At 52.6% G+C, this 13,622-nt stretch carries 7 protein-coding genes and 1 pseudogene; 1 reads left to right on the top strand and 7 read right to left on the bottom strand.

Features of this window, described 5'->3' with window-relative positions:
• Nucleotides 1–3: 3 nt before the first annotated feature.
• From KXR87_RS20120 to KXR87_RS20110, 3 genes are all read right to left on the bottom strand, one after another.
• Nucleotides 4–966, bottom strand: coding sequence for a hypothetical protein (locus tag KXR87_RS20120; RefSeq protein WP_437433989.1), 963 nt, complete (start codon nt 964–966; stop codon nt 4–6).
• A complete protein-coding gene (locus tag KXR87_RS20115) occupies nt 953–1,669 on the bottom strand; it encodes a WbqC family protein (RefSeq protein WP_437433988.1) in 717 nt (238 codons plus the stop codon). Before KXR87_RS20115 ends, KXR87_RS20120 begins: the two co-directional genes overlap by 14 nt.
• A gap of 223 nt (nt 1,670–1,892) precedes the next feature.
• The gene (locus KXR87_RS20110) at nt 1,893–3,035 is read right to left on the bottom strand and encodes a DegT/DnrJ/EryC1/StrS family aminotransferase (protein WP_437433987.1); all 1,143 of its coding nucleotides are present in this window, start codon (nt 3,033–3,035) and stop codon (nt 1,893–1,895) included.
• A 254-nt stretch (nt 3,036–3,289) separates the two neighbouring features.
• Between KXR87_RS20110 and KXR87_RS20105 the strand changes: the two genes are divergently transcribed.
• Nucleotides 3,290–6,853 (top strand): glycosyltransferase, encoded by a 3,564-nt coding sequence (locus tag KXR87_RS20105; protein ID WP_437433986.1) that lies wholly within the window; start codon nt 3,290–3,292, stop codon nt 6,851–6,853.
• A gap of 58 nt (nt 6,854–6,911) precedes the next feature.
• Here KXR87_RS20105 and KXR87_RS20100 read toward each other — a convergent pair whose 3' ends face one another.
• From KXR87_RS20100 to KXR87_RS20085, 4 genes and pseudogenes are all read right to left on the bottom strand, one after another.
• Entirely contained in the window at nt 6,912–10,565 is a 3,654-nt protein-coding gene (locus tag KXR87_RS20100; RefSeq protein ID WP_437433985.1) for a glycosyltransferase, read from the bottom strand.
• A 203-nt stretch (nt 10,566–10,768) separates the two neighbouring features.
• Nucleotides 10,769–11,588: pseudogene (locus tag KXR87_RS20095) on the bottom strand (flagellin).
• Between the two features lie 193 nt (nt 11,589–11,781).
• Nucleotides 11,782–12,684: a flagellin gene (locus KXR87_RS20090; protein WP_437433984.1), complete on the bottom strand. Its 903-nt coding sequence runs from the start codon at nt 12,682–12,684 to the stop codon at nt 11,782–11,784.
• Between the two features lie 194 nt (nt 12,685–12,878).
• On the bottom strand, nt 12,879–13,622 hold a 744-nt coding region (locus KXR87_RS20085), incomplete at its 5' end, for a flagellin (protein ID WP_437433983.1).

Below are 13,622 nucleotides of genomic sequence, written 5' to 3'. Positions count from 1 at the left end.
TTTTTATTCTCTCTGGAGTATGCGCAATACCTTTTCAGCAATTGTATGCATATCTTCGGAATCGTAGCGTTGGTCGAGGGGGAGTGGCACCAGATTCGCTTTAAAATAAAGCGCCGCGCTCCCTTTTGGGCAGATATCCTCAAGCTGCGGCCAGTAGGTGGGGACATAGATCTTCTCCCCAATCAGCCGACTTTTCAGCCCTGGATTATCAATTAATAATGGGTAGGCCATAGGAACATCTTCATCAGTGAGATCTATCGTCAGGCCGTTAATTTTTGCCAGCATGCTGTGGAGCTGCACAAAATTTTCCTGACGACGTCGTCTGGCAAAATCATAATCGATACCACGCATCAAGTTTTCCGTTACGGCAGACATTGCTCTGATTTCAGCTGAGTTGAGCTGGCTATCAGCCTCGCAAAAATCGGTGTATGCCGCACTGGCACCTGCATCGTGACGCCTCAGTAAATGCTGGCATCGTTGCCAGGAGATATCCTTTTCGAACGCTTCTTCCAGCGTGCCGGACGTTAATGCCATTCCCCCGTCCGGGAGGCCAAAGAATTTTCTCGGGCTGTAAATCGCAGCGATGCCTTTTTGTTTTGCAAAAAACGCCTGCGCATTATCGACAACTAAACCCGGAAACTGACCGGCAAGCCTATGCATCTCTTTTGATTTAATACCGAAATAATCATTGCAAAGAACAAAATCCTCGCCATCGACATTATCGAGCACCGGGTTCATTTGTCCGTCTACATCGTAATAGTGCATCTCGCAATGTTCTTCCTCAATCGCCTGCCAGATAACGGGGCAGGTAAAAAAGGAGACATATATTTTTTTTATTTTATGCAGGCGAATGATATACTTTAACGCATTTCTTGCTGAATTAAGATTAATGGCATCAGGGTGATAAAGACCACCACGTCCTGCTTCCATATGCAGAAAACCACCATACTCTTTATAATTTTTCATAATTATCCAGCATAGTATGTATCGCGTCAGGAGAATTAAACATCATAACGTCAATAATGGATAATCCAGGCTCAAACGCCAGCCCCTGGTTTGACTGAGAGTAGGGTGTGAGATTTACTTTCTGAAAAACCAGATCAATATTAGCTGCGGTATATTTATTTTTATCAAAAAACGTCATTCCGCCGGTAGGGTTCCAATACGCAGACACTGTCGGAATTTTTTTACATATATTTAGAGCCCATTCATCTGGCGCGTCAGGCGGCTCTATATCCATATTCAGATGAGAGAAGACAGACAGATCGGCATTGATCTCCAGATAGCCACACACGGATTTCAATACATGAAGGTTCAGTTCAGCAATGCTGTCAGTTCTGATATCCAGTCCCTGCTCAACAACTGCCATCGTTTTTCTGAAGAATGAGGCTTTCTTTTTGTAGTGAGTGAGCTGGCGCAGCAGTTTATCTCTCCAGTCAGTCTCGTTGTTAATCTCGGTCTCTTTTATTGTGGCGGTATGGTTTTTTTTCTTCAACGGCACAGACAGGTACTGCCAGCCAGATTCCGGTTTAAGAATACGGTTACGTTCTATCCAACCGTGGCGTATAAACTGCACATCATCGAGTAAAATAAAACGTTCCGTATGCTTGATGAGACTGATGTACCCAAGATAAGGAAAGAAATAGGGTTGCATGATGGCTATTTTCATTTCATATCCATGTGTGTTAATTCAAATTGACTGCCATGCAACAACGTCAGGCGAACATGCTACCGCCCCTGGCTCACAGCAGCCACTACGCTGAAAACAGCTTGGTGCAAATGTTAAATTACTGATATTAATCAGCCTGTTGCCAGGAGGATGTTTTTTTGCGTTAAAAAAAGCCATGTTTACATGGCTTTTTAGCTGCGTCTCATCCCGGTAATCCGGTTAATCAGGACGCTTTCCCCAGTGGTTCATTTGCGGCAACCCAGGGAGATTTAATGATGTCAGCAATTTTACATTGATCCTCAAACTCCAGATCCGGATAAATCGGCAGACACAGTATCTCTTCCGCGATCAGGTTTGCCTGCGGCAACGCGGTTTTCGCCGCACTCGGCAGTCCACGATACATTGGGAAATTACTGATAAGCGGGTAGAAATAACGCCTTGGCATAATGCCGTTCTGCTTAAGCAGGTCGTAAAGCGCATCACGGCTTATCGGGTAATTAGGGCCAATGCGAACCGGGAAGTAGGCGTGGTTCCAGTCAATATTTCCGGGTACGTCTAACATTTGCACCCCCGGAATATCCTGCAATAGCGCACGATAATGGTTATCCAGCGCACTACGTTTATTAAAAGCGCCCTCGATATGCTGAAGCTGTAGCAGTCCAAACGCAGCCTGCACTTCGTTCATTTTGCCATTAATCCCTGCCGCCACGACGGTAGTTTCACCGGCAAAGCCAAAGTTTTTGAGATAATCGATACGCTGCTTGGTGCGTTCATTATGGCAAATGATGGCCCCGCCTTCGAAGGTGTTAAATACTTTCGTGGCATGGAAGCTCAATACCGACAAGTCGCCGTAATTGAGGATGCTGGTGTCGTTTTGCCGCACACCAAACGCATGCGCCGCATCGTAAATAACCTTCAGGCCGTAGATATCGGCAATTTTTTGGATCTTATCGACATCGCAGGGGATACCATAGCAGTGCACCGGCATGATAGCGGTCGTATTCGGGGTAATCAGCTCTTCGACCCGGTCCGGATTGATGTTATAGGTCCGGGGATCGATATCAGCAAACACGGGTGTCAGGCCATTCCACAACAATGTATGGGACGTCGCCACAAAGGAGTAAGGCGTGGTGATAACCTCTCCGGTTACGCGTAGCGCCTGAAGGGCGGTGAGCAACGCCAGCGTTCCATTGGCAAAAAGGCAAACGTGCTTCACGCCAAGGTAACGTGCCAGCTCCGCTTCAAGCTGCTGATGGAAGTCGCCACCGTTGGTCAAGTTTTTGTTTTGCCAGATTTTCTCAAGATAAGGAATGAACTCTTCCAGAGGTGGCAGCAGCGGACTGGTGACAAAAATATTCTTGGCCATGGGACCCTACATGCGCGAACGCTGAAGTAATGATGATACGTCATCATACCGCTGGCGCCGGGAGGTTATCGGCAAAACAGCGCCCTTTTCCGCTCTCAATTCCGAAGTTAATCGGTACTGAAAATGCCACTATCACCTGAACAGAGCTGCAAAACGGGGGATATTTAACAGCTGGCACCCGCCCGGTGTATGGCACATTGAATTATTAACTGGTTCACCTCCCCTGACGCGCGCCAGGGGGCTTAACGGATGAAATGATGAAAGAACACGCTCTGGTGAGTATTGTTATACCAGCCTATAACCCCGTCTTTTTTGAAACCGCACTGCTAAGTGCCCTCAACCAAAGCTGGCCTGAAATCGAAATCGTTATCTGTGATGACAGTAGGGATGACAGCATCCGTATTATCAGTGAACGCTATGCCGCCTCGTCCTCCCTACCCGTGCGCTATTACAAAAATGAGGTTCGCCTCAATGAGGAAGGCAACGTGTTGCGCGGCGTACACCTCGCCCGGGGCAAATATATTAAATTCCTGTATGACGACGATATTCTCTTTACTGACTGCGTTAGCCGTCTGGTCGGCGCACTCGAATCCTCACCAGAAAACCGTTTAGCCTCTTCACGCCGCCAGCGTATTGATGCTGAAGGCAAGCCTCTGATTGATATTGGCGCAACAGCCTATCCCTTTGAGGGCGATGTGATCCTTAATGGCGCCGATGCGCTCGCATTTTTCGCCGACTACCTGTTTAACTTCGTCGGAGAGCCCAGCGTGGTACTCTGTTATCGCGAGGATCTGGCCTCTTTTGGTAAGGATTTATTCCTGCTAAGGGGAGAGAGTATGCCTTTCCTCGGCGATATGGCCGTGTTCGTTAAACTTCTGCATGCCGGAAACCTGGCCTTTATTGCCGATACGCTCTCCGCTTTCCGCGTAACCGAATCGCAAAGCAGTCAGCTTGCCAAAACCGAGCAGTTCCGGGATCTCGTCAACCGGACCTATACCCGCATGCCTCAGGCTATTCGTGAACTTGGCTGGTATAAAGGCGATAAAGAGCAAAATCAGTGGGTACGTGTAGCCCCCATGAACGATCCTGAAAATGTGCAGCAGGAGAATCTGCTGCACGGGGTTTATGTGTCGTTACAGCAGTCTGAAAAGGATTATCGCACCTGGCAAATCCGACAGTGGTTAACGTCCCATCATCTCACCACACAACAGCAGGGCCTCGCAGAGGCTTATCAACTCAGCCGTGGAACCCAACAGACGTTACGCGTGATCATTGATAATCCCGTCCCTTCCCCCGATGACGTCGCCCTCACGCTCGAAAGCCTGAAAAGCTATACCGGCTATGGCCTGAAGATTGATCCCGTGGTGTTATGCAGTGATGCCAGCGGGCTGGAAGTCAAGACGGTGGTAGCGCCTGCCCATGAACGCGTCTCTGTCATTAACGAAATCTTAGCCCGCTATCCGGGGGACTGGTTCCTCTTCTTACAGGCCGGCGAGACGCTTATCAACAGCGGCCTGCTGACGTTCGATCTCGCTCTGGACAGTGCGGCGGGATGCGATGCAATTTACGCTGATGAAATTTACCAGGCAGACGATCAAATTGTGGGCACCGCACTGCGCCCTGATTTTAACCTCGACCTGCTGCTGAGCTGCCCGGCCGAGATGGCGCGGCACTGGATTTTTCGTATCGACGCCCTGCTGGCGCTCGGCGGTTTTAATCCGCAATACCCCACGGCCTGGCAGTTTGAGATGATAACCCGCCTGATTGAGCACAAAGGCATTCAGTTTGCCGGCCATCTGCCTGAGCCATTCGTGACTGCGCACCCGCCACTACTGGCAACCCATCCGGAAGAGGTCGCCATACTAACCCAGCATCTGCACCACCGCGGTTACCCGAATGGGGTGGTGGAGGCACCACAAAACGGTCTTTACGCCCTGCGCTATCACCACGGGCAACAGCCGCTGGTGTCGATTATTATACCGACCAAAGATCAGCTCGCCGTACTGATCCCTTGTGTGACCAGCCTGCTGGAGAAGACCCGCTACCCTAACTATGAACTCCTGATCGTGGACAATAACAGCGAAACGCCCGAAGCGCTGCAGTGGCTTGAGGGGGTGTCTGCCATCGATCCGAATCGCATACGCGTATTGCGTTACCCGCATCCCTTTAACTACTCCGCCATCAATAACATGGCGGCACGGGAAGCGAGAGGCGAGTATCTGGTTCTTCTTAACAACGATACGGCCATTATCAGCAGCGACTGGCTGGATCATCTGCTCAATCATGGCCTGCGACCGGAAGTCGGCATTGTCGGTGCCAAACTACTCTACCCGACCGGCCGCGTTCAGCATGCAGGCGTAGTGCTTGGCCTGCGCGGGCCGGCCGACCATCCGTTTATTGACAGTGAACACGACCGCCCCGGTTACATGCAACGTTTGCAGGTGGACCAGAACTACAATGTGGTGACGGCGGCCTGTCTGCTTATTCGCAAATCGCTGTATGAAGAGGTGGGTGGTCTTGATGAGGTGAATTTCACCGTCTCCTATAACGACGTCGATTTATGCCTGAAAGCACGTCAGGCAGGCTACCTTACCGTCTGGACACCCCATGCTGTCGTCATGCATGAAGGGAGCGTGAGTCAGAAGCACGTCGATAAAACGGTCCAGGAGAAGAAGCGCCAGCGTTTTATGGCGGAGCAGGATGTGATGTACCAAAAATGGCTGCCGCTCATTGCTAATGACCCCGCTTACAACCCGAATTTGTCGCTGGATAACGGTGGGTTCGAGCTGGTGCTGGACGACCCCGCACTCTGGCAACCTCTGCACTGGCGGCCTCAGCCGCTGGTGATGCCCTTTGTGCTCGATAAGCACGTCAATGGTCACCAGCGTTTGACCGCCACCTTTACTACCCTGCGGGATGCGGGACTGGTGAACGGCATAATCAGCCACCATGCCAGGCAGTATGTTGATCTGGCGAGGTTTAATCCGGCGTCGGTTATTCTGCAACGACAGATAATGCCGTTCATGACTGAGTGGCTGCAACGTAACAGAAAAATTACCGGCGTCATGACCGTGTTCGATCTGGACGACTATCTGCCGGCGCTTGCAGCAAATGCCAGTGCCAGAGAGCACTATCCGCAGGATATTTCCGGTGCACTGCGCGTCACCGTGGCCGGGGTCGATCGTCTGGTGGTGGCAAGCGATGTCATGGCCGAGAGCTGTGCCGGATGGCACCCGGATATTCGCGTACTCCCCACTCGTCTCGCACCGTCCGAATGGGGGATGCTAACCAGTTTGCGCCATGCAGGTCAGAAACCCCGCATTGGTTGGGTTGGGGATGCAAGAAACGTTGCCGATCTGGAAATCATCCACAAGCTCATCGCCCAATTTGCTGACCGCGTGGAGTGGATTTTCTTCGGTTACTGTCCCCCCTCCCTGCGTCCGCTGGTCTGCGAGTTTCATGCAGCCGTCACTCCTGAGCGGTTTGCCTCTAAGCTTGCCTCACTGAACCTCGATCTGGCGCTACTGCCGATGGCAGACACCCCGTGGAACCGCAATCTGAGCCCCGTGCGGTTACTGGAGTTCGGCGCCTGCGGCGTACCGGTGATATGCAGCGACATCATCAGCCTTCGCAACACCCTTGCGGTGACGCGCGTTGAAAACCGCTCCCGCCACTGGCGTGATGCGATAGAGATGCATCTGAGCGATCTCAGTGCCACGCATAAACTGGGAGACATGCTGAAAGCCGGGGTAGAGAAAGATGGCTTCCTGCAGGGCGAAGCACTGCTCAGTTATGCACGCTGTTGGTTGCCGGACTAAAAAAAAGCCGGAACAGCAATCTGTTCCGGCTTTTTTTACGTGCGCTGGCAGCGGAGTGTCAGCGCGCGGGTAACCACGCTTTACGCCAGTCATCCAGTCCCGCATCGCGCAGATACCAGTCACGGTGGACCGCCTCACGCAGCGCATCGCCCTGGCGCGCCCGTAACAGCGGATCATTGATATAGGCCTGTATGGCATTCATCCAGTCTTTAAACCGGTTTTCAACCAGCGTAACCGGCAATCCACAGCGATAAGGCATCAGATCTGTTGCAATAATGGGAACGCCGCAGGTGCCAATTTCCAGCAGACGCAGGTTACTTTTGCACTCGTTAAAATGATTCACTTCGAGCGGAACCAGCGCGAGGTCGAGGTTCAGGGATGCCAGTTTTTCAGGGTACATATCAAACGGGACCCCTGGATGGAACTCGCAGCGGATATTGCGTGGCTTCATCCCCATAAAGACCCACTCTACCTGCCCTTCCAGCGCTTTTATAAGTGGTAACAGGATCTCCAGATCGCCGCGGTGAGAACTGCCACCAGCCCACCCGATACGGATCTTCTCACCCACGCCACGCTGGCTTTGCAGATGTCCCCACTGATCCGGAGCCAGGCGGTTCAGCGCCACACGGATGTCCGAATGGAAACGGCTATAGGCTTCCGCCAGCGGTTCGGTTGAGACTACCAACCAGTCCGCGCTGTCCAGCACTTTGCGAAATGTCTTTAGCGCCTTTTGTGGGAAGTGCTGTCGCGAACCATTTTTAAGCGGGATATTCAGTAGGTTATCGTCATATTCCAGAATAATTTTTGCGTTATTTATCTCACGCAGCTGGGTAATGATTTCCGGGAAACGGCTACCGGTGACCAGCTCAAGCAGCACCACGTCAGGTTGTAACTGCGTCGTTTCCATAAGCCCGGGAATGGCGTTGATGAGCGCCCCTTCCATGTGATAATGGCGTTCGAGCGCTTTAAAAGGTTGCATAACCCGGTGGTGACCGTTTCCCTGCCAGTTAATATGATGCGCCAGCATCACGGGTAGCGGTCTCCCGGGCAGAGGCTCATGAAAACGCGCCGTGTGTTCGCTCAGGGTGAAAAGCTTACCGGTTTTCTGCATTAAGGGATGGTAGGCAGGTTCCGCCAGTACGCCCTGCTTCCACTCGCGGCGTAAGGTCGCGTAGTCTTCGCGAAGGGGCCGTTCCTGAACCTTAAACTGCTGACCCATTAAGCGGGTTGCCCCGCCCATATGTTTCACACGTGCGTAAGGGGTCCAGACATTGAGATAACCTGACTTTTGTGCCCGTAGCCCGAAATCCACATCAGCAAGGTAAAGGGGGAGCGCCTCCTGATGGAAGCCATTCAGCGCGAAGAAGACCTCTTTTCGCACCATCATGCAGGATGCGCTGACAGCGGAGAGGTTGCGCGGCGTTTTCAGGTAGTGCTGATAGCCATTGCTGTTGCCGTCAGCCCCGTCGAAGGCCACTTCCACACCCGGCCCAACCCCAACCAGATAGCCACCGTGTTGAATGCGACCATCACCATACTCCAGCCGTGCCCCTACCACCCCGACTTCAGGGCGCAGAACCTGCTCGACCATCGTACCCAGCCAGTCACCCTCGATGATTTCGCAATCATTATTGAGGAATAGCAGCACCTCCCCGCGGGCCTGCTGAGACGCGGCATTGTTAATTTCGGCGAAATTGAAAGGGGCGTCGTAGCGTAAAACGCGGACCTGATCGATCCCGGAGTCCGCCAGATCGTTGAGAAAGCGACAGGCATCCTCCTCTACGGACTGGTTATCCACAATTAAAAGTTCGTAGCGGGTATAGCGCGTCTTTTCCATCAGGCTTTCAACGCAGCGTTTGAGCAGCGCAAACCGGTCGCGCGTGGGGATGATCACTGAAACCAGCGGAGCGGCATCCCAGTGGTAGCGTACCCGTGCGATCCCCGGTGCCATACCCTCTTCCAGCGTGGCGCTAATCCCCAGTCGGGCCAGGTGAGCAAGCAGGATCTGCTGGCACTCCGCCTGTACCTCGGCCGAGTTCATCCACAGTGATGGAGAGGCAGGGTTCTCTACCAGTACGTCCGGCACCCGTCCGAGCGCCCCTGCCCCCTGCGCTTCAACAAAGCGCCAGAGCAGATCGATTAACGGGGCGTGGGAATAACGCGTGTCCAGCCCGCCACACTGCAAGGCGATATCGCGCGAGAACAACAGAACCTCGCCAACGTAGGGTACGCCACGCAGCAGATCGATATTTACATCCGGGCGAATGGTCAGCTGCGGCTCACCGTTTTCTACGCGGGTCAGCTCATCGCAGTAAAACAGCCAGGCATTGGGCTGGTGCAGGCGCTGCTCGCAAAAGCGCAACAGCGCGTCGTCCAGCAGGGTGAACCCAGCCGGTATCACCAGCATCGCATCCGCGTGACGCTCAGCTAACAGCGTGTTGACAGCGTTAACCGGATTCACCTGGTCGCTGATAATATCAACGCTTGCGGGGCGTAACGATTGCGCGTTCACTGAGGCCAGTGTCTGTTCGCGGGCCGCCGCATCTGAATGTTTATCGATAACAATCACACCGATGCTGCCCTTTTCCGGATGGCGTTCCGCTAAAGAGAGTAACGTCGCCCGGCGGGCAGAGCTCAGCTTGCGGTCCTCAAGCCAGCGGGACATGGAGTAGTCCGTTGACTGTTGCGCGAGTACCGCTTTGCTGTGGAAACTCAACGCATAGTGTGCTTTTTCATCAATGTGCAGCGGTTTTTCCGCCAGCGGTTGAGCAAAAATGGCCTCCAGGCTGCGTCCCAGACGCCATTTTTCTGTCAACTGAGCGCGACTGGTCGTAGTCCACTGGACGGCACTCTCATAACCGCTTTTCAGTAACTCAAGCCACTCTTCTGCATCCGGGCAGTTACGCAGCGTCTGGGCGCAGAAGTGTTCATTCTCATGCCGGGCAATGTTCTCTTCATTGAGATACCCTTCAACATACCCTTCAATGGCCAGAAAGAGCGGAATGCCGAGCGACAACGCTTTAGGCACGGTGTCTTCATTACCGATAACGACGTCATACTGTTCAAGCCAGGCCGGCTCAACACCCGTGGCCTGCGATGAGAGATCCAGCCAGTCGAGGGTAATCCCCTCCTCCCCTGCCTTTTGCTGGATCTCGTACATCTCAGCAGTCATATTAGGGGCAACGTAGAGGACTTTTTGCAGCCCCTGCGCCATGCGGGTTCGCTGATAGGTGGCAAATTTCTCAGCGACGGTCCAGGGCAGCGTTTGTAACTGCGCGCGCTCTATGCCGGTTTGCAGCAGAATGTCGTTACTACGGCCAGACTGGCCAAGCGTCAGGGTGGCGAGCTGGTTTTCTAGCTGCACACCATAAGGAATATAGAGATCGTTGTAGTCGCTGAAGTGACGGAAAATCATGGCACCGCTCAGACGCGCTTCCCTTAACGCGGTGAGCAGACTCTCATTGAAATAACCACGATAGATCCAGATGGCGTCGTAACGGGTAGCCAGGCTCCCACGGGAAGAGGTGATGACATTAAAACGCCCTGTTAACGCGCGTTGTTCAATCTCATGGTTCAGCACTTTGCCGGCGGCAGACGTCACGATATCAACTTGCCAGCCTGATGCCAGTAATGCGTCGGCGATATCCAGCGCTTCAGTGGTCTGGGCAGAGTAAACGTCTAGCTTATCGACGCTGATTAATATACTTCGCATCTGTCATCCTCAACATCGTCGGAAGTGCCCGCCTGCATCGTGCGGCATGTTAAAAAGGCACAGCGGTAGTCATACGATATTGTGCGGTAACAGCGGGATATTGAGAGGGAAAAAAGGTTACAGAAAAGGGCTTATATCCGGCGATTGTCACTAAACCCTATAAAAAAAGGCATCCGAAGATGCCCTTTTGCCATTGCGTTCGATTAACGCAGCAGGGACAGCATGGTCTGCGGAACCTGGTTGGCCTGCGCCAGTACAGAAGAGCCAGCCTGTTGCAGGATCTGCGAACGGGACATGTTGGACACTTCGGTCGCGTAGTCGGAGTCCTGAATACGGCTGCGGGCAGCGGTCAGGTTGCTCACGGTATTGTTCAGGTTGGTGATGGTGGACTCGAAACGGTTCTGAGACGCACCCAGCAGGCTGCGCTGGCTGTCTACTGCTTTGATGGCATCATCAATGTCAGCTAATGGTGAACCGTTTGCAGAACCACCGGTTGCGCTAGAGGCAACGGTTCCGCTAAGAACATCAAAACCTTCTGCTTTAGTACTGCGCGTTTTGCCGTTTACAGTTTGAGCAGTGTTGTCATACGTGGTGCTGGCACCTGAGAAGTGCAGGTTGTATGAATTACTGGAGCTCATAGTAATGGCAATAGTTTCGGTATCTTTAGAGCCAACCTGGAAGCTGTAGCTCGCAGTCCCTGCTTTAGTATCAAGGACTTTGATGCCGTTGAAGTCAGTCTGTCAGGTCACGAACACGCTGCAGGTTGTTGTTGATTTCGGACAGCGCGCCTTCAGCGGTCTGCGCCAGGGAGATACCATCGTTAGCGTTACGTGCAGCAACGGTCAGACCATTAATGTTAGACGTAAAGCGGTTAGCGATAGCCTGACCTGCGGCGTCATCTTTCGCGCTGTTGATACGCAGACCGGAAGACAGGCGTTCAATCGAAGTACCCAGAGAAGACTGTGATTTAGTCAGGTTGTTCTGAGTCGTCAGCGACAGGGTGTTAGTATTAATAACAGCCATGATGTAGTTCCTTCATTGATAAATGTAAGTTCCGGTAAGGGCCAGCGGCGTCATCACCGTCATATTAGTTATCGACGCTATGAGGAAATGCTTTAGTTATTTCTTAATCTATTTATCTGTCCGGAAAGCATATAAATGCAAATGCAAAAAAGCGCCGCAAGCGGCGCTTTTACTGTCATCAAGACGTGTGCGATTAACGCAGCAGGGACAGCATGGTCTGCGGAACCTGGTTGGCCTGCGCCAGTACGGAAGAGCCAGCCTGTTGCAGGATCTGCGAACGGGACATGTTGGACACTTCGGTCGCGTAGTCGGAGTCCTGAATACGGCTGCGGGCAGCGGTCAGGTTGCTCACGGTGTTGTTCAGGTTGGTGATGGTGGACTCGAAACGGTTCTGAGACGCACCCAGCAGGCTGCGCTGGCTGTCCACCGCTTTGATTGCCGCATCGATGTCGGCCAGCGGGGAACCATCAGTGCCGCCGCCAGAAGCTACGGTACCGCTCAGTACGTCGAAGCCTTCTGCAGAGGTTGCACGTTTGTTACCATTAACCACACCACCCGTTGAACCGCTTGCTGCAGAAGTGTTAAACAGGTTGTAGTCGTTACTTTTGCTCATGGAGATAGAGATGGTTTCAGTATCTTTAGAGCCAACCTGGAAGCTGTAGCTGTTGGTACCGGAACCGGTGTTCAGCACTTTGATGCCGTTGAAATCAGTCTGCGTGGTAACACGGTTAACTTCTTCCATACGCTGGTTAACTTCAGCCTGGATGGAGTCGATGTCAGAAGCAGAGTTGGAGCTGTTCTGCGCCTGAACGGTCAGGTCACGGATACGCTGCAAGTTGTTGTTGATCTCAGACAGCGCGCCTTCAGCGGTCTGTGCCAGAGAGATACCATCGTTAGCATTACGTGCAGCAACGGTCAGGCCGTTGATGTTGGACGTAAAGCGGTTTGCAATTGCCTGACCCGCTGCGTCGTCTTTTGCGCTGTTGATACGCAGGCCGGAAGACAGACGTTCAATAGAAGTACCCAGAGAAGACTGAGATTTAGTCAGGTTATTCTGAGTCGTCAGAGACAGGGTGTTAGTATTGATAACAGCCATGGTGAAATTCCTTCATTAGTAAATGTAAGATCCGGTAAAGGCCAGTGGCGTCATCACCGTCATAATAGTTATCGACGACCTGAACAAATGCTTTAGATCTTTTTTGATAATTTTATTCTTGCCATAACCTGCTGAATTTACTAATAAAAAAAGCGCCGCAAGCGGCGCTTTTACTGTCATTAAAGCGTTTGCGATTAACGCAGCAGGGACAGCATGGTCTGCGGAACCTGGTTGGCCTGTGCCAGTACGGAAGAGCCAGCCTGTTGCAGGATCTGCGAACGGGACATGTTGGACACTTCGGTCGCATAGTCGGAGTCCTGAATACGGCTGCGGGCAGCGGTCAGGTTGCTCACGGTGTTGTTCAGGTTGCTGATGGTGGACTCAAAACGGTTCTGAGACGCACCCAGCAGGCTGCGCTGGCTGTCTACTGCTTTAATCGCATTATCAATGTCGGCCAGAGGAGAGCCGTTAACGGTGCCCGTGGTCGCACCGGATGCAACAGTACCGCTCAGTACGTCAAAGCCTTCTGCTTTGGTGGAACGTGTTTTGCCATTAACAGTCTGTGCAGTGTTGTCAAAGGTTGTGTTGGTGCCAGCATTGTACAGGTTGTAATCGTTGCTTTTGCTCATAGAAACAGAGATGGTTTCAGTATCTTTAGAGCCAACCTGGAAGCTGTAGCTGCTGGTGCCGGAACCGGTGTTCAGCACTTTGATGCCGTTGAAGTCAGTCTGCGTGGTAACRCGGTTGATCTCTTCCATACGCTGGTTAACTTCAGCCTGGATGGAGTCRATGTCAGAAGCAGAGTTGGAGCTGTTCTGCGCCTGAACGGTCAGGTCACGAACACGCTGCAGGTTGTTGTTGATTTCGGACAGCGCGCCTTCAGCGGTCTGCGCCAGGGAGATACCATCGTTAGCGTTACGTGCAGCAACGGTCAGACC

The sequence above is a fragment of the Yokenella regensburgei genome, from assembly GCF_051486985.1.
In the GTDB taxonomy this organism is placed as follows: Bacteria; Pseudomonadota; Gammaproteobacteria; order Enterobacterales; family Enterobacteriaceae; genus CBFFRJ01.
This window is presented reverse-complemented; position numbering and strand designations above follow the sequence as displayed.